Origin of the sequence: Pseudomonas sp. Irchel s3a18 (assembly GCF_900187535.1) — a bacterium.
In the GTDB taxonomy this organism is placed as follows: domain Bacteria; phylum Pseudomonadota; class Gammaproteobacteria; order Pseudomonadales; family Pseudomonadaceae; genus Aquipseudomonas.
Genome location: NZ_FYDV01000002.1, coordinates 70,237 through 93,060, shown reverse-complemented (window position 1 = coordinate 93,060; position 22,824 = coordinate 70,237). Strand labels below are relative to the sequence as shown.

At 60.2% G+C, this 22,824-nt stretch carries 25 protein-coding genes; 13 read left to right on the top strand and 12 right to left on the bottom strand.

The window, feature by feature from the left end; translation table 11 throughout:
- Window positions 1-39: 39 nt before the first annotated feature.
- On the bottom strand, window positions 40-555 hold the full coding sequence (uraD, locus tag CKW29_RS03525; RefSeq protein ID WP_095147952.1) for a 2-oxo-4-hydroxy-4-carboxy-5-ureidoimidazoline decarboxylase: 516 nt from the start codon (window positions 553-555) through the stop codon (window positions 40-42).
- Window positions 552-1,478: an allantoinase PuuE gene (puuE, locus tag CKW29_RS03520; RefSeq protein ID WP_095147951.1), complete on the bottom strand. Its 927-nt coding sequence runs from the start codon at window positions 1,476-1,478 to the stop codon at window positions 552-554. The genes uraD and puuE overlap by 4 nt, the downstream gene beginning before the upstream one ends.
- Window positions 1,479-1,913: 435 nt before the next feature.
- On the opposite strand from puuE, the gene uraH reads away from it, so the two are divergent.
- Window positions 1,914-2,267, top strand: a complete 354-nt coding sequence (uraH, locus tag CKW29_RS03515; RefSeq protein ID WP_095078352.1) for a hydroxyisourate hydrolase — start codon at window positions 1,914-1,916, stop codon at window positions 2,265-2,267.
- Window positions 2,268-2,435: 168 nt separating this feature from the next.
- On the opposite strand, the gene CKW29_RS03510 is transcribed toward uraH, so the two are convergent.
- The 7 genes from CKW29_RS03510 to CKW29_RS03480 all read right to left on the bottom strand — a co-directional run bounded on the left by CKW29_RS03510 (window position 2,436) and on the right by CKW29_RS03480 (window position 7,746).
- A complete protein-coding gene (locus CKW29_RS03510) occupies window positions 2,436-3,062 on the bottom strand; it encodes a LysE family translocator (RefSeq protein WP_095143976.1) in 627 nt (208 codons plus the stop codon).
- Between the two features lie 97 nt (window positions 3,063-3,159).
- Window positions 3,160-4,509, bottom strand: coding sequence for an NCS2 family permease (locus CKW29_RS03505; RefSeq protein WP_095078350.1), 1,350 nt, complete (start codon window positions 4,507-4,509; stop codon window positions 3,160-3,162).
- 449 nt (window positions 4,510-4,958) lie between these two features.
- Entirely contained in the window at window positions 4,959-5,330 is a 372-nt protein-coding gene (locus CKW29_RS03500) for a glutathione S-transferase N-terminal domain-containing protein (RefSeq protein WP_095147950.1), read from the bottom strand.
- A 103-nt stretch (window positions 5,331-5,433) separates the two neighbouring features.
- Window positions 5,434-5,979: a GTP cyclohydrolase I FolE gene (folE, locus tag CKW29_RS03495; protein ID WP_095078348.1), complete on the bottom strand. Its 546-nt coding sequence runs from the start codon at window positions 5,977-5,979 to the stop codon at window positions 5,434-5,436.
- A 77-nt stretch (window positions 5,980-6,056) separates the two neighbouring features.
- Window positions 6,057-6,614: a Smr/MutS family protein gene (locus tag CKW29_RS03490; protein ID WP_095078347.1), complete on the bottom strand. Its 558-nt coding sequence runs from the start codon at window positions 6,612-6,614 to the stop codon at window positions 6,057-6,059.
- A gap of 89 nt (window positions 6,615-6,703) precedes the next feature.
- A complete protein-coding gene (locus CKW29_RS03485; protein ID WP_095143954.1) occupies window positions 6,704-7,024 on the bottom strand; it encodes a hypothetical protein in 321 nt (106 codons plus the stop codon).
- 131 nt (window positions 7,025-7,155) lie between these two features.
- Entirely contained in the window at window positions 7,156-7,746 is a 591-nt protein-coding gene (locus CKW29_RS03480; RefSeq protein WP_095143953.1) for a cysteine hydrolase family protein, read from the bottom strand.
- A gap of 239 nt (window positions 7,747-7,985) precedes the next feature.
- On the opposite strand from CKW29_RS03480, the gene prmB reads away from it, so the two are divergent.
- Window positions 7,986-8,894 carry a 50S ribosomal protein L3 N(5)-glutamine methyltransferase gene (gene prmB, locus CKW29_RS03475; RefSeq protein ID WP_095143952.1) on the top strand — a complete coding sequence of 303 codons (909 nt, stop codon included), beginning with the start codon at window positions 7,986-7,988 and terminating at the stop codon, window positions 8,892-8,894.
- Window positions 8,895-8,943: 49 nt separating this feature from the next.
- On the opposite strand, the gene CKW29_RS03470 is transcribed toward prmB, so the two are convergent.
- Together CKW29_RS03470 and CKW29_RS03465 are read right to left on the bottom strand one after the other, a co-directional pair.
- Window positions 8,944-9,735 carry a hypothetical protein gene (locus tag CKW29_RS03470; RefSeq protein WP_095143951.1) on the bottom strand — a complete coding sequence of 264 codons (792 nt, stop codon included), beginning with the start codon at window positions 9,733-9,735 and terminating at the stop codon, window positions 8,944-8,946.
- Between the two features lie 99 nt (window positions 9,736-9,834).
- Window positions 9,835-10,845 carry an alpha/beta hydrolase gene (locus CKW29_RS03465; RefSeq protein ID WP_176465280.1) on the bottom strand — a complete coding sequence of 337 codons (1,011 nt, stop codon included), beginning with the start codon at window positions 10,843-10,845 and terminating at the stop codon, window positions 9,835-9,837.
- A gap of 79 nt (window positions 10,846-10,924) precedes the next feature.
- Here CKW29_RS03465 and aroC point away from each other — a divergent pair, with 79 nt between their 5' ends.
- The 5 genes from aroC to mtnC all read left to right on the top strand — a co-directional run bounded on the left by aroC (window position 10,925) and on the right by mtnC (window position 15,146).
- A complete protein-coding gene (gene aroC / locus CKW29_RS03460) occupies window positions 10,925-12,016 on the top strand; it encodes a chorismate synthase (RefSeq protein ID WP_095143950.1) in 1,092 nt (363 codons plus the stop codon).
- Between the two features lie 28 nt (window positions 12,017-12,044).
- Window positions 12,045-13,196: an MFS transporter gene (locus CKW29_RS03455; protein WP_177452387.1), complete on the top strand. Its 1,152-nt coding sequence runs from the start codon at window positions 12,045-12,047 to the stop codon at window positions 13,194-13,196.
- Complete coding sequence (locus tag CKW29_RS03450; RefSeq protein ID WP_095143949.1) at window positions 13,193-13,819, top strand: methylthioribulose 1-phosphate dehydratase; 627 nt, start codon at window positions 13,193-13,195, stop codon at window positions 13,817-13,819. The genes CKW29_RS03455 and CKW29_RS03450 overlap by 4 nt, the downstream gene beginning before the upstream one ends.
- 93 nt (window positions 13,820-13,912) lie before the next feature.
- Entirely contained in the window at window positions 13,913-14,458 is a 546-nt protein-coding gene (locus tag CKW29_RS03445; protein ID WP_095143948.1) for an acireductone dioxygenase, read from the top strand.
- A 4-nt stretch (window positions 14,459-14,462) separates the two neighbouring features.
- A complete protein-coding gene (gene mtnC / locus CKW29_RS03440; protein WP_095078338.1) occupies window positions 14,463-15,146 on the top strand; it encodes an acireductone synthase in 684 nt (227 codons plus the stop codon).
- Between the two features lie 55 nt (window positions 15,147-15,201).
- Here mtnC and CKW29_RS03435 read toward each other — a convergent pair whose 3' ends face one another.
- Window positions 15,202-15,480, bottom strand: a complete 279-nt coding sequence (locus CKW29_RS03435; protein ID WP_095143947.1) for a DUF3509 domain-containing protein — start codon at window positions 15,478-15,480, stop codon at window positions 15,202-15,204.
- Window positions 15,481-15,898: 418 nt separating this feature from the next.
- On the opposite strand from CKW29_RS03435, the gene CKW29_RS03430 reads away from it, so the two are divergent.
- The 6 genes from CKW29_RS03430 to CKW29_RS03405 all read left to right on the top strand — a co-directional run bounded on the left by CKW29_RS03430 (window position 15,899) and on the right by CKW29_RS03405 (window position 22,741).
- Window positions 15,899-17,737, top strand: coding sequence for a long-chain-acyl-CoA synthetase (locus CKW29_RS03430; RefSeq protein ID WP_095143946.1), 1,839 nt, complete (start codon window positions 15,899-15,901; stop codon window positions 17,735-17,737).
- Between the two features lie 97 nt (window positions 17,738-17,834).
- Window positions 17,835-18,353: an ankyrin repeat domain-containing protein gene (locus CKW29_RS03425; RefSeq protein ID WP_095143945.1), complete on the top strand. Its 519-nt coding sequence runs from the start codon at window positions 17,835-17,837 to the stop codon at window positions 18,351-18,353.
- A gap of 123 nt (window positions 18,354-18,476) precedes the next feature.
- Window positions 18,477-19,007 carry a hypothetical protein gene (locus CKW29_RS03420; protein ID WP_095143944.1) on the top strand — a complete coding sequence of 177 codons (531 nt, stop codon included), beginning with the start codon at window positions 18,477-18,479 and terminating at the stop codon, window positions 19,005-19,007.
- A gap of 72 nt (window positions 19,008-19,079) precedes the next feature.
- The gene (locus CKW29_RS03415) at window positions 19,080-19,271 is read left to right on the top strand and encodes a PLDc N-terminal domain-containing protein (protein WP_095143943.1); all 192 of its coding nucleotides are present in this window, start codon (window positions 19,080-19,082) and stop codon (window positions 19,269-19,271) included.
- A gap of 186 nt (window positions 19,272-19,457) precedes the next feature.
- Window positions 19,458-20,333, top strand: coding sequence for a polyamine aminopropyltransferase (gene speE, locus CKW29_RS03410; protein WP_095143942.1), 876 nt, complete (start codon window positions 19,458-19,460; stop codon window positions 20,331-20,333).
- Window positions 20,334-20,647: 314 nt separating this feature from the next.
- The gene (locus CKW29_RS03405; protein WP_095143941.1) at window positions 20,648-22,741 is read left to right on the top strand and encodes an LTA synthase family protein; all 2,094 of its coding nucleotides are present in this window, start codon (window positions 20,648-20,650) and stop codon (window positions 22,739-22,741) included.
- The last annotated feature ends 83 nt before the right edge of the window (window positions 22,742-22,824 follow it).

The window sequence follows — 22,824 nt, the reverse complement described above, 5'->3', positions numbered from 1 at the left end:
GTTGATTTCGGCGTTCATGAAATCGCAGGGCCAGGCTTGCTATAGGGTCAGTAATCGGAACAGGGCGATCTTGTTGATCTCTGCCAGCGCGCATTTGAACTCGGTGTCGACCGGGTTGTGGATACGCGTTTCGAACGCTGCGAGGATCTGATGCCGGTTGCTGCCTTTTACCGCCATGATGAAGGGAAACTTGAACTTGGCTTTATAGGCGTCGTTCAGCTCGGTGAAGCGAGAAAACTCTTCGGCCGTGCATTGGTGAATACCGGCGCCGGCTTGTTCATTGGTGCTGGCTTCGGTCAGTTGACCCTGGACGGCGGCTTTGCCGGCCAGGTCCGGGTGAGCGTTGATCAGGGCCAACTGGCGGTCATGATCGGCGCTCAACAGGATGTCGCTCATGCGCTGGTGCAAGGTTTCGATCTCGTCGATCGAGGCCTCTTGGCCCAGGTCGAAGGTCTTTTCGGCGACCCATGGCGAGTGTTCATAGATATCGGCGAAGGCGTTGACGAACGCGTCGCGGCCCAGGGTCGATGGCTTCAGGGTTTGGAAGTGGCTCATTCTGCAGGCCCTTGGTACGGGTGGGTTGCTTGCCAGTGACGAGCGATGTCAACGCGACGGCTGAACCACACCTGTTCATGGCTTTTAGCGTATTCGATAAAGCGCTTGAGCGAGGCCAGACGCGCCGGACGGCCGATCAGGCGGCAATGCAGGCCGATCGAGATCATCTTCGGGGCCTCGGCACCTTCGGCGTACAGCACGTCGAAGGCGTCCTTGAGGTACTCGAAGAAGTCGTCGCCCTTGTTGAAACCCTGGACCTGGGTAAAGCGCATGTCGTTGGTGTCCAGAGTGTACGGGATCACCAGATGCGGCTTGCCGGTCGGGTTGTTCGGTTCCCAGTAGGGCAGGTCGTCGTCGTAGGTGTCGCAGTCGTAGAGGAAACCGCCTTCTTCCATCACCAGCTTGCGGGTGTTGGGGCCCGTGCGACCGGTGTACCAGCCCAGCGGACGCTCGCCGGTGATTTCGGTGAGGATGCGGATGGCTTCGAGCATGTGCTCGCGCTCTTGCGCTTCGTCCATGTACTGGTAGTCGATCCAGCGGTAACCGTGGCTGCAGATTTCGTGACCGGCCTCGACCATGGCGCGGATCACGTCCGGGTGGCGCTGGGCGGCCATGGCCACGGCGAAGACGGTCAGGGGGATGTCGAATTCCTTGAACAGTTTCAGGATCCGCCAGACGCCGGCACGGCTGCCATACTCGTACAAGGATTCCATGCTCATGTTGCGCGCGCCTTGCAGCGGTTGCGCCGAGACCATTTCCGAGAGGAAGGCTTCCGACTCCTTGTCACCGTGCAGGATGTTGCGCTCGCCACCTTCCTCGTAGTTGAGCACGAAGGACAGGGCGATGCGGGCATTGCCCGGCCAGTGTGGATGGGGAGGGTTACTGCCGTAACCGATCAGGTCGCGTGGGTAATCAGCGCTCACTGCAGTCTTCCTTCTTGTTCGAGTTTGCTTATTCGCGATAAGGGTGGTGTGGCGGCCTGGTGGTGAGGTGACAGGCTGGCGTCACAGCGATGGATTGATTGTATACAACTTTATGTGCGCTTTGTAAGCCTGAATTTTTGCATTTTTCACCAACTGTCATCTTCAGGTGGTACTGCAATAAACCTGCCTGAGTGGTCAGCTATTAGATGAGGGGTCGTTGCAGCGCATGGTTTAGCGGATGATTGGTATGAAAGCCCGGTTGGTCGGGGCGCGTAGAAAAATGTCGTTTTTATTGTGTACAATTTTTTTGAAAAGTGTCTTAATCAGTCGCTCGCCGCCGCTTTCGGTGCTCCGAAAGGGTGCGGTCTCCTTTTTAACTGACTCCGGGAGGCGCGGAGCCTGGCTGCTGTGCACGCAGGCAGGCGCGCAGAATCAATGGGACGTTTGACTACACACGTTTTGGACGCAGCACACGGTTGCCCGGGCAGCTCGATCAAGGTCGAGTTGTACCGCGTTGAAGGTTCGCAGCTGGAATTGGTCGCCAGCGCACTGACCAACAGCGACGGCCGTTGCGATGCGCCTTTGTTGCAAGGCGATGACTACCGCTCCGGGGTCTATCAGCTGCAGTTTCATGCCGGCGACTACTACCGCGCTCGCGGTGTGCAACTGCCGGAACCAGCGTTTCTGGATGTGGTGGTGCTGCGCTTCGGCATCTCGGCAGAGCAGGATCACTACCATGTGCCGTTGCTGATCTCGCCGTATAGCTATTCGACCTACAGAGGAAGCTAGATCTCCCCCAAGAATCTGCGCAAAAAGCTTCTTTGGTCTTTCGCCCGCTCACACTGCGGGCTTTTTTTCGTCTGTGGAAATGTAGTGCCTGGACCGTCGCTTTTGCTGGCAAGCCAGCTCTACAGGTATTGCACGGGTCCTGTAGGCGTTGGCTTGCCAACGATGCTCTTAGCGGCTCAACAGCGATGCAGTACCCGCTCCGCTGAACAACCCGGCACTGACCCGGTTGAACCAGCTCTGGCCCTTGCCGCTTCGCAGGTAGCGCGCCGCGCCGTGGGCACCGAGACCGTAGGCCAGCTTGCAGCACAGGTCGAGCAGGGTCCAGGTAAGGATCATGATCAGCAATTGCGGTAGGAAGGGTTGTTGCGCCGTGAGGAACTGCGGCAGGAAGGCGGCAAAAAACAGGATGTCCTTCGGATTGCTCGCGCCCAGTACAAACGCGCGTCCGAACAGCGCCCGAAAACGCGGAACCGCTGCCGCTTGCGGGACTTCAGTGGCGTGAGCCGGTTGCCGTGATTGCTGCCAGCTCTGCCAGGCGAGGTAGAACAGGTACAGCGCACCGACAATCTTCAGGGCGCTGAACAGCTGCTCCGACGCCAGCAGCAGGGCGCCGAGGCCCAGCGCCGATGCGCTCAACAGGCAGATCGAGGCGAACACCCCGCCGAGAAACGCCGGGTAGGAACGGCGCAAGCCGTAATTCAAGCTGTTGCTGATCATCAGCAACGACAAGGGGCCCGGGATCAGGATGACCACCAGGGCAGCGCCACTGAACAGCAGCCAGGTTTCCAGACTCATTACTTTCCTCCATTTATGCAAAAGCCCCACCCGACCGGGTGAGGCGTTTAAAGCACCAGGCTGCGGGCGTTTCGCCGCAGCCGACAGTGCGTCCTACCTACAAGAAAATGAACTTGGCAATGAAGATCGCGCACAGGACCCACAGGCTGACCGAGATTTCCTTGTGTTTACCGGTACCGGCCTTGAGCACCACGTAGGTGATAAAGCCCAGGGCGATACCATCGGCTACCGAAAAGGTCAGCGGCATCATGATTGCGGTGACGATCGCTGGAATGCTGTCGGTGGCATCGCTCCATTTGATGTGCTCCATGCCGCCCATCATCAGCATCGCCACATAAATCAGTGCGCCAGCGGTGGCGTAGGCGGGAATCATCCCTGCCAGCGGTGCGAAGAACATCGCCGCAATAAATAGCACGCCAACGGTTACCGCGGTAAGACCTGTCCGACCACCCGCGGCCACACCCGCGGCGCTTTCTACATAGCTGGTGACTGGCGGCACACCGACCACCGCGCCAAATACGCTGGAAGCGCTGTCGGCTTTCATGGCACGGGAGAGGTTTTCGATCTTGCCGTCTTCACCGACCAGATTGGCGCGCTGGGCGACGCCCATCAAGGTACCGGCCGTGTCGAACATGTGCACGAAGAGGAACGCCAGCACCACGCTGATCATGCTGACGTTGAACACGCCGGCAACGTTCATGGCCATCCAGGTCGGGGCCAGGCTGGGTGGAGCGGACATGATCCCTTCGTAATGCACCAGGCCCAGGCCCCAGCCGGCCAGGGTCACAGTGATGATACTGATGAGGATTGCACCGAATACACGGTGGTAGCTCAGCACGGCGATCATCAGGAAGCAGATCGCCGCGAGCAGCGGGCCAGGCTCGCGCAGGGAACCGAGTTTGATCAAGGTCGCCGGGCTGTCGACAACGATGCCGGCGGTTTTCAAACCGATCAGCCCCAGAAACAGGCCCACACCGGCACCCATGGCGAAGCGCAGGCTCACCGGAATGCTATTGAGCAGCCATTCACGGATCCGGGAGAACGTCAGAATCATGAACAACACACCGGACACGAACACTGCGCCCAGTGCGGTTTCCCAGTTGTAGCCCATGGTGCCGACCACGGTGTAGGTGAAGAATGCGTTCAAGCCCATGCCCGGTGCCAGGCCGACCGGCCAGTTGGCGTACAGGCCCATCAACAGGCAACCGAGTGCCGCGGCGATACAGGTCGCGACGAAGGCCGCGCCGTGGTCAATCCCGGCATCGGCCATGATGTTGGGGTTGACGAAAATGATGTAGGCCATGGTGATGAAGGTAGTAAGACCTGCAATCAGCTCGGTCTTCACCGTGGTGCCATGCAAGCTGAGTTTAAACAGGCGCTCCAGCCAGCCAGTGCGTAAAGGCGGCGAGAGATCCAGCGTCGATGCTTCGGATTTGCGGCTTTCCACAGCGAGTACTCCTCAAGAGTTTTATTGTTATTTCCAGAGCCGGACACGCAAGGAGGGCAGCGGCTCTTTGAGGCACTTGCGAATTTGTTGACTATTCGGTCAGGAACTCGCACGAAGCGAATTATGCTTTTGTATACAAAGAAAGCAAATAATGTTTTTGATTTTGTCGACGAAAAGATCGGCAATAGGGATATATCGCCGGTCTAGACGTGTTTGCCGTGGGGGCGGGCGGCGCTTCGGTGCCCGCGAAAGCGCCAGAACAGGTGTCAGAAATGCTCCGTCTTTCGATGCTGGCGTTTTCCCCGGCGCCAGGTCCAGGCTGCGCAGGCGGCCTGAGGGGAGGGCAGAAACGAATAAACCGGCCAAAGGGCCGGTTTATCGTTGTCTGAAATGTGCGGTGTCCGGGCCGTCCGGCCGATTCCCGCAGACGTCAGTGCAGCACAGTAATATCAGGCTGCCGCAAATCGCTTGTCCAGATACTCGATGATCACCTTGGACTCATACATCCAGGTGGTCTGGCCATTTTCTTCGATATGCAGGCACGGCACCTTGATCTTGCCGCCTTGATCCAGCAGGGTCTGGCGATCCTGTTCGTTGTTCTTCGCATCACGCAGGGCCACCGGCACATTCAGGCGGCGCAGGGTGCGGCGGGTTTTCACGCAGAACGGGCAGGCGTGGAACTGATACAGGGTCAGGCCTTTGGAGGCCTGCTCGACCTGGGCCTGAGCGGCAGCCGGGCGCTGCTTCTTGCTTGGGCGGGTGATGAAATCGATGAAGATGATCAGCTGGCCGAGGCCGACACGAAGCGCTTTGACTAACACGGGACAAGCCTCACGGGGTGAAGTAGAAAGGCGCGCAGCTTACCTGATTTTTCGCAGGCGAAAAAAAACCGGCGATGAATGCCGGTTTTCTTCGTGCTGCGCGTTACTTGATCAGGCTGAGAAACTCGCTGCGGGTGGCCGCGTTTTCGCGGAACTCACCGAGCATCACCGAGGTGATCATCGTCGAGTTCTGTTTCTCCACACCGCGCATCATCATGCACATGTGCTTGGCTTCGATTACGACGGCAACGCCCAGGGCACCAGTGACCTGCTGGACCGCATCGGCGATCTGGCGGCTGAGATTTTCCTGGATCTGCAGCCGGCGGGCGTACATATCGACGATCCGCGCGACTTTCGACAGGCCCAGCACCTTGCCACTCGGAATGTAAGCGACATGCGCCTTGCCGATGAAAGGCAGCAGGTGGTGTTCGCACAACGAGTAGAGCTCGATGTCCTTGACCAGCACCATTTCGCTGTTGTCGGAGCTGAACAAGGCACCGTTGGTGACTTCTTCAAGCGATTGTTCATAACCGCGGCAAAGGTACTGCATGGCTTTGGCGGCACGCTTTGGCGTGTCGAGCAGACCTTCGCGGGAGACGTCTTCGCCAAGCTGGCCGAGGATCGCCGTGTAATTCTGTTCCAGGGACATGAAACTACCTGTGGGATTTTACGCAAAGGGCAAGGGTACGGTGGCAGGCACGGCGCTGCAAGCGCGACGCGTCAGCTTTACTCGTCGCGACCTTCCATCATGGTGCGTTTGAGCATCACATAAACCGCTCCGGCGCCACCGTGTCGGGCCTGACAGGAGGTGAAGCCAAGCACCTGCGGATGCTGGCGCAGCCAGGTGTTGACGTGACTTTTGATCATCGGCCGTTTGCCGTCCAGGCGTACAGCCTTGCCGTGGGTCACGCGCACGCAGCGGATTTCGAATTTTGTCGCTTCGGCGAGAAAGGCCCAGAGTGTTTCGCGGGCCTTTTCGACGTTCATGCCGTGCAGGTCGAGGCTGCCTTCGAACGGGATCTGCCCGATCTTGAGCTTGCGCATCTGGCTTTCCTGCACACCGTCACGCGCCCACATCAACTCGTCTTCCGGGCCGACGTCGATCACGAACTGGTCGGACAGGCCGTCTACCGCGGCAACGTCGGTACGGATGGTCGCCGCCTGGCGCAGCTTGGCGATCTGCGCACGGTCAGCCTTGGGTTTGCCGGTTTCGGCGCGATCGTGCTTGATCGGCTTGACGCCTTGGATCGCGCTTTTGAACAGGGAAAAATCGTCGTCTTGCATGTCAGCCTCCGCGAAGGGCGGCCAGTTTACCCAAGTCGAGGTGAATCGGGTGCGTCAAAACGCAGTCGGCGCGACTAAGTCGGTGCGACTCAGTCATGCTTTTTCATCAAGTGCGGCGCCATGTTCAGCCCGCTGGGTTGACGCATCCGGCGCCGGCAGCGACGCCACAGTGCAACGCCTGCATAGAGCAGGAACAGGCCCAGTCCGAGAATCACCGCCGCGCCCACCGGGCTGGCGTTCAGTTCACCCAGAGCGGGCGGGCGGCCCAACAGGCTGGCGGCACCGGCCATCGCCAGCAGCACGCCGAACGCGGCGAGCAGGGCAGAGCAGGCTGCGGCGATGCGAAAGCGCCAATTGCGCGGACCCTTGGGTCGCAAGCGGCGAGCGTCAAATCCATCGGATATCTTCATTCCGATCTTCCTCAATGGGTATCGGCCCTTCGACCGGGAGATGACCGGGTGGTTCCTGAGGCTAATTCAATTATAGGGAATGAGAGACCTTTGCGGATGAGCGGCGCAAAGGGCCGCTCAGTCCAGGGCGATCAGATCAGGTCTTTGGTCAGCGCCAGGGTGGCGAAGTTGTCAGCCATGATCGCCATTTCGGTCTGCTGCACGTGCTCGGCACTCAGCACGCCGCCTTTGAAAGGCAGGTCCCGGGTGGCGCAGGCATCTTCGACCAAGGTGCAGCGAAAGCCCAGGTTCTTGGCGGCGCGCACGGTGGTGCTGACGCTGGAGTGGCTCATGAAACCGCACACGATCAGGTCCAGTGAACCAAGGTCTTGCAGGCGTTTTTCCAGCGGCGTGCCGTGGAACGCGCTCGGCAGCAGTTTGCCGATGATGGTTTCGTCGGCCAGGGGTTCCAGCCCGGGAATGAATTCACCGCGTTCGCCCTGCGGGTCGAACAGGCCACCGACGGTGCCCAGGTGACGGACATGCACGATCGGCCGAGCGGCGGAGCGGGCGGCCGCAAGCAGCTGCTTGATGTTGTCGACGGCAGCATCCATGCCGGACAGGGCCAACGGGCCGCTGAGGTATTCTTTCTGGGCATCGATGATCACCAGCGTCGCGTGGGCCAGGTTGGCTGGCGCGTAACCACGACCGCTGAGTTGAAACATCGTCTTTGGAACGGACATTCGGGGGCTCCTTCGAGTGGGGCTTTTGCGCCATTGTCCTCTGGCTGAGCAGTTATGTGAACCGCTACCATCGTAGGCCCCGTCGTTGCTGGCCTGCAGACTCTCAAGAGCCGGGCGGATGTTCAATACAAAAGCTGAAAAGATGGATTAATCCTACTTCCGAGTCATTAGCTTTCTTGCATCGTCGGTGCCGGTCAAGACTGGTAGAATCGCCAGTCGTTTTTTCAGGAGTCTACCCCGTGATCACTTCCCGTCTGCGCACGTTGCGCGACCATATTCGTTGGGCTGTCAGTCGTTTTCATGGGGAGGATCTGTTTTTCGGCCATGGGACCGACAACGCCTGGGACGAAGCCCGACAGCTGGTGCTGGGCGCGTTGCACCTGCCCTGGGAAATCGCCGACAGCTATCTGGACTGTGCGCTCGAAGAAGACGAACTGGTCAATCTGCAACGGTTGCTCAAGCGGCGTATCGACGAGCGCATCCCGACCGCCTACCTGTTGGGTGAAGCCTGGTTCTGTGGCATGTCGTTCATCGTCGACGAGCGTGTCTTGATCCCGCGTTCGCCGATTGGCGAGCTGATCGAAAACCGCTTCACGCCGTGGCTGGGCACTGAACCGGCGCGCATTCTCGACCTGTGCACCGGTTCCGGCTGCATCGGCATTGCCTGCGCCTACGAGTTCCCGAAGGCCGAAGTGGTGCTGGCGGACCTGTCGTTCGAAGCGCTGGAAGTGGCTAATCAAAACATTGAGCGCCATGGCGTCGATGAGCGGGTGTACACCGTTCAGGGCGATGGCTTCGACGGTTTGCCAGGGCAGCGTTTCGACCTGATCGTGTCCAACCCGCCCTACGTGGACGCCGAAGACTTTGCCGACATGCCGGACGAGTACCAGCACGAGCCAGAACTGGGCCTGGCTTGCGGCGACGATGGCTTGAACCTGGTTCGGCGGATGCTGGCCGAGGCGGCCGATCACTTGACCGAGAAAGGCTTGTTGATCGTTGAAGTGGGCAACAGCCAGGTGCATGTCGAGGCGTTGTACCCGGAAGTCGACTTCGCCTGGCTGGACTTCGAACGAGGCGGTCATGGCGTGTTCATGCTCAGCGCCGAGCAATGCCGTGAGCATCAGGCGTTGTTTGCTGCCCGCGTCTGACGCCTGAGCATTCCCACACCCCGGCGTGGGAATGCTCGTTACTGCTGGTTTAGCGGTGCGTAGCAATCCAGATCAGCAATCCCGCCTGGAACACCGAAAACGCCACCAGACAGGTGATGGTGAAGCGCAGTCCAGTGTCTTCGCGTTTGTACTGGCTGACTTTCTCTTCCTGCTTTTGCAGTTTGACTTCCTGTTCGGCCAGATTCTGCTCGGCTTGCTGCAGCATCTGCGCGGCTTCGAGGATTTCCACGAACTGCAGCTTTTCGGTGTTCCAGTCGGCTAGCAGGTCGCCGACCTTGCCGGCTTTGACACTGCCTTTCAAATGCTGGGCATCGGCGTAGACCACATCAAAACCATGCACCCGCAGGAAGTGATCGCGGCGCAGGCGGGTGTCTTCGTTGAGGGCGTCCTTGTTGTTCAGGTCGACGCCGTCAAAGGTGTAGCTCGACCATTTCTTCTTTGCCCAGGTGATGCCCTGCGCGGCCAGGAAGCGGCCAATGCCGCGATTCATCGGCTCGATCTGCAGACCGCTGGCCGGCTCGAAGTGCACGCGTCGGGCCTCGTGATCAACCCAGACATCCAGGTGGTTCTGCTCTTTGCGCACCCGCTGGCCGGGCAGGGCGATGCTCATGCGCAGCAGGCTGCGTTCGTGGTTGTTGCGCTCGGCGTAGCCGAATTCCACAAAGCGCAATGGCCGCCCGCCGGTCGCCCGGTCGGTTTTCAGCGGCGCCAGGCGCAGCATTCTGTGGTGCTCGGGCTGGACGTCCGGCCACGGCAGCTCAACCGCTTCTGTGGCCGTTGCTGCTGGCGCGGTGTCGGGTGAATTCTGGGTATCAGTCATAGCGGTGAGGTCCTGTCCAAGCGCTGCTTGTCGACCGTTCATCAACGGTCGACATCGGCTTATCGGCCGCTTTTTCCAGGACTGGAGGGTAAAACCGGCTTAACTGGGACGAAGTCCGTCAATAAAGCTGAGAATGCGTGAGCCAAGTTCGGCGGCCAGGGGCAGTTGCGGGTCCTTGTAGGAGGCCACTTGCCGCTTGACGTCGATGGGCACGATGCGCATCACATGGTTCATGCCCTCGATCACCGCCAACTGAGCGTCGGGCTTGGCAGCCTTGAGCATCTGCGCATCACTGACACTCACCTGGATGTCGTGGCTGCCCTGGATAATCAGTGCCGGCATTTTCAGCCTGGCGAAGGCGGCGGCCGGGTCCTGGCGAAACAGGGTGATCAGGTACGGTTGCACGCTGGGGCGGAAGATCACTTGCAAGGCGGACGGGACATTGTCATCCACCTGTCCGGCCTTGAGGCTGTCCAGCAGTTCGTTACTGCGCAGCATCAACTGCGGGGGCAAGCGGTAACTCAATTGCTGGCGCAGGATCTGGTCCACCGGTCTGGCACTGCCGGCCACGGAGATCAGCCCGGCGGCATCCACCTGTGGCGCGGCGAGCGTGGCAATCAGCGCACCTTCGCTGTGCCCCAGCAGGATCAACGGCCCCAGGCGCGGGTCGGTCTTGAGTTTCTGGCCCCAGGCCACGGCGTCCGCCACGTAGGCCTCAAGGGTCAGGTCGCGTTCGTCCGGGGTGGCCGCCAGGCTCGCCGCCACGCCACGCTTGTCGTAGCGCACGCTGGCGATGTTGTGTTTGGCCAGCACCCAGGCCAGGCGCTTGAGGCTGTCGTTTTTGCCACCCTCCGGGTTGTTGCCATTGCGATCCGTCGGGCCTGACCCGGAAATGATCAGTACCACCGGCACCGGGGCGTCGGATTTTGGCAGCAACATCGAGCCGAACAGCTCGCCGTTGCCGGTCTCCAGGCTGATGGGGCGTTGCAGGACGGTGGCCTGGACCACACTGGAAAGCAGGCCGGTAAACAGGGTAAGGCTCAAGGCTATTACTCGAAGCATTATCTCGCCATCATTCACAAGGTGTCGGTTGGACTCACGGGCACCGATAAGGTTCGAGGATGAACTACTTGGTGAGCCTGCGTATACTGGCGCGCACTTAGTTCAGCGATTTCACGGAGCGCCCTGCATGTCCGGCAATACCTACGGCAAGCTGTTCACTGTCACCACCGCGGGCGAAAGCCATGGTCCGGCGTTGGTCGCCATTGTCGACGGCTGCCCGCCGGGCCTTGAGTTGTCCCTGGATGACCTGCAGCGCGACCTGGACCGGCGCAAGCCGGGCACCAGCCGCCACACCACCCAGCGTCAGGAAGCCGACGAAGTCGAAATCCTCTCTGGCGTGTTCGAAGGTCGCACCACCGGGTGCTCCATTGGCCTGTTGATCCGCAACACCGACCAGAAGTCCAAGGACTACTCGGCGATCAAGGACCTGTTCCGCCCGGCCCACGCCGACTACACCTACCACCACAAATACGGCGAGCGCGACTATCGCGGCGGCGGCCGCAGTTCCGCCCGCGAAACCGCCATGCGCGTGGCCGCCGGGGCGATTGCCAAGAAATACCTGGCCACCCAAGGCATCGTGATCCGTGGCTACATGAGCCAGTTGGGTCCGATCGAAATCCCGTTCAAGACCTGGGACTCGGTCGAGCAGAATGCGTTTTTCAGCCCGGATCCGGACAAAGTGCCCGAGCTTGAGGCGTACATGGATCAACTGCGTCGCGACCAGGATTCAGTCGGCGCGAAGATTACCGTGGTGGCCGAAGGCGTGAAGCCGGGTCTGGGCGAGCCGATCTTCGACCGTCTCGATGCCGAACTGGCTCACGCGCTGATGAGCATCAACGCGGTCAAGGGTGTGGAAATCGGCGCCGGTTTCGCCAGCGTGGCCCAGCGCGGCACCGAGCACCGCGACGAGATGACCCCTGAAGGCTTCCTCAGCAACAACGCCGGCGGCATCCTGGGCGGCATTTCGTCCGGCCAGCCGATCGTTGCGCACCTGGCCCTCAAGCCCACGTCGAGCATCACCACGCCGGGCCGTTCGATCGATATCCACGGCAACCCGGTGGAGGTCATCACCAAGGGCCGTCATGACCCGTGCGTCGGCATTCGTGCTACCCCCATTGCCGAGGCCATGATGGCGATCGTGCTGATGGACCACTTGCTGCGCCATCGCGGGCAAAACGCCGACGTGCGCGTCAGCACTCCGGTGCTGGGCCAGCTGTGAAGCCATGCCCTGACGTCGCTGCGGTCTGATGGCCGTGGCGGCACTCCCGTACTGGCGGCTCTCCAGCTTTTATCTGTTCTATTTCGCCTTGCTCGGTTCGACCGCGCCGTTCCTGGCGCTGTATTTCGATCACCTGGGTTTTTCCGCTGCGCGCATTGGCGAACTGGTGGCGATTCCGATGCTCATGCGCTGCGTCGCGCCCAATATCTGGGGCTGGCTCGGTGACTACACCGGCCGGCGCCTGGCCATCGTGCGCTTCGGTGCGGTCTGTACGCTGCTGACGTTCTCGCTGATCTTCATCAGCAAAAGCTACGCTTGGCTGGCGATGGTCATGGCCCTGCATGCGTTTTTCTGGCACGCGGTGTTGCCGCAGTTCGAAGTCATCACCCTGGCACATTTGCAGGGCCAGGCCGCACGCTACAGTCAGATCCGTTTGTGGGGCTCGATCGGCTTCATCATCACCGTGGTGGCGTTGGGGCGGCTGTTCCAATGGCTGAGCCTGGACATCTACCCGGTGGCGCTGGTGCTGATCATGGCCGGGATCGTCGTTAGCAGCCTGTGGGTGCCGAACGCGCAGCCGGCGCAAGGCAATCGCCCGGCCGGGGAGGGCTTCCTCAAGCAATTGGGCAGCCCCGGCGTGCTGGCGTTTTACGGGTGCGTGGCACTGATGCAGATGAGCCACGGGCCCTATTACACTTTCCTGACCCTGCACCTGGAACATCTGGGCTATAGCCGCGGTGTGATCGGTCTGCTCTGGGCCCTGGGCGTAGTGGCCGAAGTCTTGGTGTTCTTGTTCATGAGCCGGATCCTGGCGCGGTTCTCGGTGCGCCGGGTGCTGATGGCGAGTTTCCTGCTGGCGGCCTTGCGCTGGTTGTTGCTGGGCTCATTCGCGGAATTTTTGTGGGTGCTGCTGTTCGCGCAAATACTGCACGCGGCGACCTTCGGCAGCTTTCACGCCGCTGCCATCCATTTCGTGCAACGTAGCTTCGGTGCCCGCCAGCAAGGGCAGGGCCAGGCGTTGTACGCGGCACTGGCCGGCATCGGCGGTGCATTGGGTGCGTTGTATTCCGGTTACAGCTGGAACGCCCTGGGCGCCACCTTGACCTTTAGTATTGCCAGTCTCGCAGCTCTGGCTGCAGCCGTTATCATTGCCACACGTATGCAAGAGGACAGGCCATGAGCCTTACCCGTGAACACCTCGCCCAGCAAATCATCGACGCCGGGCGTTTTCTCTATGGCCGCGGCTGGTCGCCGGCCACCAGCAGCAACTACTCGACGCGGCTGTCGGCCAGCCAAGCGCTGTTGACCGTTTCCGGCAAGCATAAAGGCCAACTGGGCCTGGATGACGTGCTGGCCACCGATCTGGCAGGCAACAGCCTGGAGCCGGGCAAGAAGCCGTCCGCCGAAACCCTGCTGCACACTCAGCTGTACAGCTGGCGCCCGGAGATCGGCGCGGTGCTGCACACCCACTCGGTGAACGCCACGGTGCTGTCGCGCCTGACGCCCCAGGACTACATCGAGTTTGAAGACTACGAACTGCAAAAAGCCTTCAGCGGCGTTTCAACCCACGAGTCGCGCGTGCGGGTGCCGATCTTTGACAACGATCAGGACATTGCCCGCCTGGCCGCCAAGGTGCAGCCTTGGCTGGACGCTCACCCGGAGTGCGTCGGCTACCTGATTCGCGGTCATGGCCTCTATACCTGGGGTGCGGGCATGAGCGATGCCTTGCGCCAGATCGAGGCTTTTGAATTTCTGTTCGAGTGCGAGTTGAAAGTGCGCTCGCTGACCCACCGTCAAGGCTGACTTCATTGAAGTCGCCCACCGCCTGATGAACCGCGCTGCCCAACCGGTCTGTAGAAAAACGGACGGCAGCGCCGCTAACGAGGAATCGCCAGCATGAGCAGCCTGTCTGTTTACCACGTCTCAAGCCCGGACCTGCCAAACAAGGTCTTGACCCACTTTGACGACATTGCCTCGACCCTGGCTGAACAGGGTGTGCGCTTCGACCGTTGGCAAGCGGCGGCGAAGATCCAGCCCGGCGCCAGCCAGGAAGAGGTGATTGCGGCCTACCAGGTGCAGATCGACCAACTGATGACCGAGGGCGGCTACGTCACCGTCGACGTGATCAGCCTGAACAGTGATCACCCGCAAAAAGCCGAACTGCGGGCCAAGTTCCTTGAAGAGCATCGGCATGGTGAAGACGAAGTGCGGTTTTTCGTGGCCGGGCGTGGCCTGTTCACCCTGCACATCGATGACTACGTGTACGCGGTGCTGTGCGAGAAAAACGACCTGATCTCGGTTCCGGCCGGCACCCGGCACTGGTTCGACATGGGCGAGCACCCGCACTTCGTGGCGATCCGCCTGTTCAACAATCCCGAAGGCTGGGTGGCCAACTTCACCGGCGACGACATTGCCGGCCGCTTCCCGCGCCTGGAGGATTGAGCGCATGACCATCAAAGCTATTCTGACTGACATCGAAGGCACCACCAGCGCGGTGAGTTTTGTGTTCGATGTGTTGTTCCCCTATGCCGCCCAGCACCTGCCGGCGTTTGTCCGCCAGCAGGCGCAACGCGCGGACGTGGCCCTCCAGCTGGACGCGGTGCGCCAGGACAGTGCCGAGCCCGATGCCGATGTGGAGCGAGTCATCGAGATTCTGTTGGGCTGGATCGCCGAAGACCGCAAGGCCACGCCGCTCAAGGCATTGCAAGGCATGGTCTGGGAGCAGGGTTACCAGGCCGGGCAGTTGAAGGGGCATGTGTACCCGGACGCCGTTGATGCGCTGAAACGCTGGCACGATGCGGGGTATCAACTGTTTGTTTATTCCTCGGGATCGATCCAGGCGCAGAAGCTGATCTTCGGTTGCTCGGAGGCGGGCGACCTGACACCGCTGTTCAGCGGTTACTTCGACACCACGTCCGGCCCCAAGCGTGAAGCGCAGTCCTACCAGCGCATTGCCCAGGCCATCGGTTGTGAAGCGGCGCAGATCCTGTTCCTGTCCGACATCGTGCAGGAACTCGACGCCGCCCGCGAGGCCGGCATGGCCACCCGCGGCCTGGTGCGCGAAGGGGGTGAGCTGGCGGGGCATGTGAGCGTCACGACCTTTGCCCAGATCGATCCGGCGCACCTGTGACGTAAAAAGGGCGGCCAGGCGCAACGCCTGGCCACCCAACGGGAAGCGGTACTGCTCAGGCCGAGTAATAGGTCGGCAAGGCGAAGCGCTGCTGGCTCTGCAGCATGGAAATCTGCGGCAGTTCGCTGGCCTGTTCGGCCAGGTCGCGCCGTATGGCGCTGATCGCCCAGGACAGTTGATCGCCGGCATGCAACTGCGCATAGGAAATCGAACGCTTGAACTCTCTGCCGTCGCTGCTGCGCAAGGTCAGCAAAATGCCGCCGTCGGGACGCTCCTGCGTCGTGACGGCGAAGTGGGAGAACAGTGAGGAAAACTTCTCTTGGATCAGGTCCATGTCTATCAGCTCCGTGTGTGCATGAAGGGCCATGTGGAGTGATAGGTGCACTGATTGTGCCAGCATTCAGTTTTAATTAAATTCTTATAAATCAATAAGTTAATCAATTGGCTTGTTTTTGCATTCGTGCATTTTGCATGAGTGGCCATCGTGCATCCTGCATTTTGCGCGGAGCGCGGCGGGCGCTGTCATTCATTCTCGCGTGATTGCCGGTAACACTCTCTCGGATACAAAACATTTCAAAAACCGCGTGTACAGCGACAGAACCGCTGGCGTACTTTTTGGCCTGCAGCCAGGCGTCCGAGGGTTTTCCTGTCGTTTCTCATACCGGGATGAAGTTGCCCCGAACACCCCGTCATGCATGTTCGCCCGACAATAACAAAACAGGCCCGACGCAGTGGGTCATACGGGAGCAACCATGAGCAGCACGCACAAGGACATGATTACCTGGGGCATGATGCTCCGTAAGTTGCCGTCCATCGTCAAAGCCCTGCCACGGGTGGTCAAGGGGCTCAAAGTCGCCAACGTCAAACAGCCGGACCAGCCCTGCGGCCTGGCGTTTACCTTTGAGCAGGCGACGCAGCGCAACCCCGAGGGGCCGGCGTTGCTGCATGGCACGGTCAGCCTCAGTTATGCCCAAGCCAACCAGTGGGCCAACCGGATCGCCCATCACTTGCATGCCCAGGGTATCGGCAAGGGCGATGTGGTCGGGATCTTCATCGAGAACCGTCCGGAACTGCTGGTCACGGTACTGGCCGTCGCCAAGCTCGGCGCCATCAGTGCCATGCTCAATACCTCGCAAACCCAGCAGGCGCTGGTGCACAGTGTGAATCTGGTCAACCCGGTGGCCATCGTGGTGGGCGAGGAACTGGTCGAGGCCTATTCGGCGATTCGTGATCGGGTGTCGATCGAGGCCGCCAGGACCTGGTGGGTGGCTGACCAGGATACGTCCCGGGACCCCGGACAGGCGCCAGCCGGCTTCATCAACTTGATGCGCGTCAGTGCCGACGGTTCAAGCGAAAACTCGCTCAGCAGCCAACAGGTGTACCTCGACGACCCTTGCTTCTATATCTACACTTCCGGCACGACCGGGTTGCCCAAGGCCGGCGTGTTCAAGCACGGTCGCTGGATGCGCTCGTCCGCCAGCTTCGGCATGATCGCGCTGGACATGGGCCCCGGGGACATCGTCTATTGCACCTTGCCGCTGTACCACGCCACGGGGCTTTGCGTGTGCTGGGGCTCGGCGATCAATGGCGCGTCGGGCTTTGCCATTCGGCGCAAATTCAGCGCCAGTCAGTTCTGGAACGATGTGCGTAAATACCGGGCGACCACCATCGGTTACGTCGGTGAGTTGTGCCGTTATCTGATTGATCAACCGGCCAGCGCCGACGACCGTGACAACCCGGTGGTCAAGATGGTCGGCAACGGCCTGCGCCCCGGCGTCTGGAGCGAGTTCAAGCAGCGCTTCGGGATCAACCACATATGTGAACTGTATGCCGCCAGTGACGGCAACATCGGTTTCACCAACATTCTGAACTTTGACAACACCATCGGTTTCTCGTTGATGTCCTGGGAGTTGGTCGAATACGCCCACGACAGTTGCGCGCCGATCCGCAACAGCAAGGGCTTCATGCAGAAGGTCGGTAAGGGGCAGGAAGGCCTGTTGCTGGCAAGGATCGATGACAAGGCGCCGCTGGACGGCTACACCGACCCGCAGAAAACCGCGAAGGTCGTGCTCCATGATGTGTTTGAAAAAGGCGACCGCTACTTCAATACCGGTGACTTGCTCAGGAACATCGGCTTCGGCCATGCCCAGTTCGTCGACCGTCTTGGCGATACCTACCGTTGGAAGGGTGAGAACGTCTCGACCACCGAGGTCGAGAACATCCTGCTGCAGCATCCGCATATTGCCGAGGCAGTGGCCTACGGCGTAGAAATCCACAACACCAACGGTCGGGCCGGCATGGCGGCCATCACGCCGGCCGAATCCCTGGCCACCCTGGATTTTGGCGAGTTGCTGAGTTTTGCCCGGGCGCAAATGCCGGCGTATGCCGTGCCGTTGTTTTTGCGGGTGAAAGTGAAAATGGAAACCACCGGGACCTTCAAGTACCAGAAGACCCGCCTCAAGGACGAAGCCTTCGATCCGGGAAAAACCGGCGACGATCCGGTCTATGCCTGGTTACCGGGCTCTGACACCTACGTGCAAGTCACCGAACAGGTGTTGGCGGATATCCATGACGGCAAGTTTCGTTATTGATTCTGGCTATGGCCGCAGGAGAGAAAAAAGGGGTGACAGGTGCAAGGCCGCTTGAGGACACTAGCGGCTTTGCGATTGACCGAATGTGGAGCCCTCAATGTCAGACAAATCCCGCCAGATGACCCCGGAAGAAGCCGCGGAGTTTGCCGAACAGGTATTCAACAAAGCCCGAGACGGCGACGCGGCGATGCTCGCCGCACTGCTGAGCAAGGGCCTGCCACCGAATCTGCGCAACCACAAGGGTGACACCTTGCTGATGCTGGCGGCCTATCACGGTCATGTCGATGCCGTGAAAGTGTTGCTGGAACACAAGGCCGATCCGGAAATTCGTAACGACAATGGCCAAAGCCCGATTGCCGGGGCTGCCTTCAAGGGCGACCTGGACACGGTCAAGGTGCTGGTCGAAGGCGGTGCCGAGGTAGAGGGTTCGTCCTTTGACGGGCGCACGGCGTTGATGATGGCGGCGATGTTCAACCGCTCGGCCATCGTCGATTACCTGATCAGCCAGGGGGCCGACCCCAAGGCCAAGGACGCCAACGGCATCACGGCACTGGAAGCGGCCAGAACCATGGGCGCGACCGATACCACGGCGCAGTTGCAGAAACTGCTGGGCTGAAGATTGATTCGAGCGTAACGGGCAGCCTGTGGGAACTGCCAAGCCAGTTCCTGCAGCTTCGGCATCTGCCGTCGAATGCGTTATCCTTCGCGCCCTGACATTCCCTTCGCTACAGGATCCGCCATGAAAGCCGCACTCATCGAACTCATCAGCAAAATCAGCTCCGGCTGCATGAGCGAGGTGGAGATTGTGCAAATCGCCGACGAAGCCACCCAGGCCTACGCCGATCCAGACGCCTTTCTGGCGGCCAATCCGGATATCAACTACGACGACACTTTCCCGATTCCGTTGGGTGAGTGGGTGGTGGTGGGCAGCTTGCCGGAGACCGTGTTGTTTCAGGCCGACACCTACATGGACTTGTTCGCCCAGATCGTCGCCTCGTTCGGCCCGGATGTGGCGTTCAACATCAAGCCCAAGCAACTGGCCAAGACCGAAGCGCTGACGGCGCTCAACCGTATCCAGATACAGATGGGCAGCATGAACCCGGAAAACGGCGGCTACACCCTGGTGAACCTCAGTCAGCCGCTCGATGACGAGATCCAGGCGGTGCTGGTCTTCGGCAAAGACGTGGAGCGGGTACTGGAGTTGTGTGCCGAGGCTGGTATCAGCGCTGCGCCGTCCCTGGAAGCGTTGAAAGTGGCTGTCCACGTTTAACGCGCAATAAAACGGAGCCCTTGCAGGACCCGGCTATCCTGAGAGGGAATGCCTTCTTTCGGGAGCGACACCATGGGTTCTACCTTCAATAGCCTGGTTGGCCTGATTATCCTTGCGCTGGACATCTGGGCGATCCTCAACGTGTTTAAAAGCAGCGTCGGGACCGGGACGAAAATCATCTGGGTCGTGGTGATTCTGGTCCTGCCGGTGCTGGGCCTGATCATCTGGGCTATCGCGGGGCCAAGAGGCAACGTGCGGATCTGACAGTGCCCGCAAGGCCGGCACATTCTCCCTGCGAGAGCCTTGGAAATATCTTCTGCCTGACTAAGGTTCGACCTGTCATGTTCTGCGTCGTAGAATGCGCGCCTTTGCTGGTCAATCGAGCCGATCGATTGGCCATCATGGGCGGGTAACCGTCCGTTGCCACCAGCATTCACCGGGGGACTTCCCATGAGCACCAACACGACCAACGACTACCTGGAAACCCTCTACGAAGGCTATGGCCAGCGTTTTCGCATGGACAAGCTGCTGCACGAAGTGCGTACCGAACACCAGCACCTGGTCATTTTCGAAAACCCGCGCATGGGCCGGGTCATGGCGCTGGACGGTGTGATCCAGACCACCGAAGCCGACGAATTCATCTACCACGAGATGCTCACCCACGTACCGATCCTCGCCCACGGCACTGCCAAGCGCGTGCTGATCATTGGCGGTGGCGACGGTGGCATGCTGCGTGAAGTGGCCAAGCACCGCAGCGTCGAGCACATCACCATGGTCGAAATCGACGGCATGGTGGTCGACATGTGCAAGGAGTTCCTGCCGAACCACTCCAAGGGTGCCTACGATGACCCGCGCTTGAACCTGGTGATCGATGACGGCATGCGTTTTGTGGCCACCACCCAGGAAAAGTTCGACGTGATCATCTCCGACTCCACCGACCCGATCGGTCCAGGCGAAGTCCTGTTTTCGGAGAACTTCTACCAGGCCTGCCACCGTTGCCTGAACGACGGCGGTATCCTGGTGACCCAGAACGGCACGCCGTTCATGCAACTGGGCGAAGTCCAGACCACCGCCGGTCGCCTGCGTAGCCTGTTTGCGGACTGGCATTTTTATCAGGCGGCCGTCCCGACCTACATCGGCGGTGCCATGACCTTTGCCTGGGGCGCGAAAAACACCGCCTACCGTAAACTGTCGCGTGAAACCCTGCAGCAGCGCTTCGCTGGCAGTGGCATCGTCACCCGTTACTACAACCCGGAAATCCACATTGGCGCGTTCGCCTTGCCGCAATACGTGCTTCAAGCGGTGAACAAGCCAAGCAATGACTAAGCGGTAGTGATGAAAAAGGACCTTGCGGTCCTTTTTTATGTTTCCAGATATGCGTTGCACGAAATTTTCACAATCGCTCCAAGACAATTCGCCCGCACCGCTTTCACGTCAACTACTCAGCTTGCCCTTGGTTCACAGCCTCCGTGGCCGGACTTTGGGGCGTGTGGCAGTAAAAAATGGCAAAGCCGTAGGTGATCGTGCAACATCTGCACTCCGCGCAAGGTCCCGGCCATCTGCTGCAATGCATGGCAATGAGAGGGCTGGGCGCCACTACTTTTTTTGTAACTTCAACCTCCAATGGGTCCTGAAACGACATGTCAAACCCGGACGCCCTGAGTCAGCAGCGAGCCTCGAATCGCTTGCTGCAACCGACCGTCAAATCCCATCTGGCTTATACGCTGCTCTGCGCCCTGGTCATGATGGTGATGCTCTCCCTGCTGCGCCTTGCGCTGCTGGTCTACAACCGGGAGATGATGCTGGATACACCGGCTTCGACCTTTCTCGAAGCCTTCGCCAACGGCCTGCGTTTCGACCTGCGTCTGGTGATCTACCTCAGCATTCCGCTGTTGCTGTCGCTGTTCAGTGCCCGGGCGATGGCTGCCCGTGGCCTGTTCCGCTCATGGCTGACGATTGTCTCCAGCATCGCGCTGTTCCTCGGCCTGATGGAGATGGATTTCTACCGCGAGTTCCACCAGCGCCTCAACGGCCTGGTCTTCCAGTATGTGAAGGAAGACCCGAAAACCGTCATGAGCATGCTCTGGTACGGCTTCCCGGTGGTGCGCTACCTGCTGGCGTGGGTCATTGGCACCTGGCTGTTGAGCCTGGCGTTCAAGGGCGCTGACCGTGCAACCCGTCCGCGTGGCCCGTTCAGCGGTGGCAATGTCAGCACCCGTCAGGTGGCGCCGTGGTACACCCGCGTTGCCGTGTTCATGGTGTGCCTGCTGATCTGCGTTGCGGCCGCTCGTGGCACGCTGCGTCAAGGCCCGCCAATGCGCTGGGGTGACGTGTACACCACCGACTCGAACTTCGCCAACCAGCTGGGCCTCAACGGCACGCTGCAACTGGTCGCGGCGGCGAAAAGCCGCATGTCCGAAGACCGCGACAACATCTGGAAGGCAACCCTGCCACAGCCTGAAGCCCAGGAGATTGTCCGCGACATGCTGGTGATGCCGGACGAGAAACTGGTGGATGCCGATACCGCCGCTGTGCGCCGTGACTTCATGCCGCCCGCCGACAAGACCCTGCCGATCAAGAACGTCGTGGTGATCCTGATGGAAAGCATGGCCGGTCACTCGGTCGGTGCCTTGGGCGCGCCTGGCAATATCACGCCGTACCTGGACAAGCTGTCCGAGGAAGGCCTGCTGTTCGACCGCTTCTTCTCCAACGGTACCCATACCCACCAGGGTATGTTCGCCACCATGGCCTGCTTCCCGAACCTGCCAGGCTTCGAATACCTGATGCAGACGCCGGAAGGCAGCCACAAGCTGTCCGGCCTGCCGCAGTTGCTCAGTGCGCGCAAGTTCGACGATGTCTATGTGTACAACGGTGATTTCGCCTGGGATAACCAGTCGGGCTTCTTCAGCAACCAGGGTATGACCAACTTTGTCGGTCGTAACGACTTCATCGACCCGGTGTTCTCCGACCCGACGTGGGGTGTGTCCGACCAGGACATGTTCGACCGTGGCCTGGTGGAACTCAAGGCGCGTGAAGGCGGCAAACCCTTCTATGCGTTGCTGCAAACCCTGTCCAACCACACCCCGTACGCGTTACCGACTCCGTTGCCGGTGGAGAAAGTCACGGGCCGTGGCAATCTCAACGAGCACTTGACTGCCATGCGCTACTCCGACTGGGCGCTGGGTCAGTTCTTTGAAAAGGCCCGTAAAGAGCCGTACTTCAAGGAAACCCTGTTCGTCATCGTCGGCGACCATGGCTTTGGCAACGAGCGTCAAATCACCGAAATGGACCTGGGGCGTTTCAACGTGCCGATGCTGATGATTGCACCCGGCATCCAGGAAAAGTTCGGCAAGCTCGATCACACCGTCGGTACTCAAGTCGACATCGTGCCGACCATCATGGGGCGCCTGGGTGGCGAAGTGCGTCATCAGTGCTGGGGACGAGACCTGCTGAACCTGCCTGAAGGCGACACCGGTTTTGGCGTGATCAAGCCGTCGGGCAGCGAACAGACCACGGCGATCATCACCGTCGATCAGGTGCTGGTGCTGCCGAAGGAAAAAGACATGGCGCCGAAGATGTACCAGTACCAGCTGGGAGCCAATCCTGGCGCCCAGGTCGTACCGGATGCCCCGGCGACTGCCCAGATGAAGCAAAAGCTGGAAGCGTTCCTGCAAACGGCGACCAAGAGCCTGATCGATAACACCGCCGGTGTGGTCGACGGCACGCCGGACTAAGTACGTGCTGCACTGAAAAAGAGGCCCGTTCGGGCTAATGCCAGTCAGTTAAGCGAACGTCGACCTTTGTAGGAGCGAGCGTG

What these genes read in the sequence shown, in the direction of transcription:
- speE (WP_095143942.1), top strand. Translation starts at nt 19,458, where the DNA reads ATGAGCACCAACACGACCAACGACTACCTGGAAACCCTCTACGAAGGC.
- CKW29_RS03430 (WP_095143946.1), top strand. Translation starts at nt 15,899, where the DNA reads ATGAGCAGCACGCACAAGGACATGATTACCTGGGGCATGATGCTCCGT.
- CKW29_RS03485 (WP_095143954.1), bottom strand. Translation starts at nt 7,024, where the DNA reads ATGAAGATATCCGATGGATTTGACGCTCGCCGCTTGCGACCCAAGGGT.
- CKW29_RS03405 (WP_095143941.1), top strand. Translation starts at nt 20,648, where the DNA reads ATGTCAAACCCGGACGCCCTGAGTCAGCAGCGAGCCTCGAATCGCTTG.
- uraH (WP_095078352.1), top strand. Translation starts at nt 1,914, where the DNA reads ATGGGACGTTTGACTACACACGTTTTGGACGCAGCACACGGTTGCCCG.
- CKW29_RS03420 (WP_095143944.1), top strand. Translation starts at nt 18,477, where the DNA reads ATGAAAGCCGCACTCATCGAACTCATCAGCAAAATCAGCTCCGGCTGC.
- aroC (WP_095143950.1), top strand. Translation starts at nt 10,925, where the DNA reads ATGTCCGGCAATACCTACGGCAAGCTGTTCACTGTCACCACCGCGGGC.
- CKW29_RS03470 (WP_095143951.1), bottom strand. Translation starts at nt 9,735, where the DNA reads ATGACTGATACCCAGAATTCACCCGACACCGCGCCAGCAGCAACGGCC.
- CKW29_RS03490 (WP_095078347.1), bottom strand. Translation starts at nt 6,614, where the DNA reads ATGCAAGACGACGATTTTTCCCTGTTCAAAAGCGCGATCCAAGGCGTC.
- CKW29_RS03510 (WP_095143976.1), bottom strand. Translation starts at nt 3,062, where the DNA reads ATGAGTCTGGAAACCTGGCTGCTGTTCAGTGGCGCTGCCCTGGTGGTC.
- CKW29_RS03425 (WP_095143945.1), top strand. Translation starts at nt 17,835, where the DNA reads ATGTCAGACAAATCCCGCCAGATGACCCCGGAAGAAGCCGCGGAGTTT.
- mtnC (WP_095078338.1), top strand. Translation starts at nt 14,463, where the DNA reads ATGACCATCAAAGCTATTCTGACTGACATCGAAGGCACCACCAGCGCG.
- CKW29_RS03445 (WP_095143948.1), top strand. Translation starts at nt 13,913, where the DNA reads ATGAGCAGCCTGTCTGTTTACCACGTCTCAAGCCCGGACCTGCCAAAC.
- CKW29_RS03435 (WP_095143947.1), bottom strand. Translation starts at nt 15,480, where the DNA reads ATGGACCTGATCCAAGAGAAGTTTTCCTCACTGTTCTCCCACTTCGCC.
- CKW29_RS03480 (WP_095143953.1), bottom strand. Translation starts at nt 7,746, where the DNA reads ATGTCCGTTCCAAAGACGATGTTTCAACTCAGCGGTCGTGGTTACGCG.
- uraD (WP_095147952.1), bottom strand. Translation starts at nt 555, where the DNA reads ATGAGCCACTTCCAAACCCTGAAGCCATCGACCCTGGGCCGCGACGCG.
- CKW29_RS03455 (WP_177452387.1), top strand. Translation starts at nt 12,045, where the DNA reads ATGGCCGTGGCGGCACTCCCGTACTGGCGGCTCTCCAGCTTTTATCTG.
- folE (WP_095078348.1), bottom strand. Translation starts at nt 5,979, where the DNA reads ATGTCCCTGGAACAGAATTACACGGCGATCCTCGGCCAGCTTGGCGAA.
- CKW29_RS03450 (WP_095143949.1), top strand. Translation starts at nt 13,193, where the DNA reads ATGAGCCTTACCCGTGAACACCTCGCCCAGCAAATCATCGACGCCGGG.
- CKW29_RS03415 (WP_095143943.1), top strand. Translation starts at nt 19,080, where the DNA reads ATGGGTTCTACCTTCAATAGCCTGGTTGGCCTGATTATCCTTGCGCTG.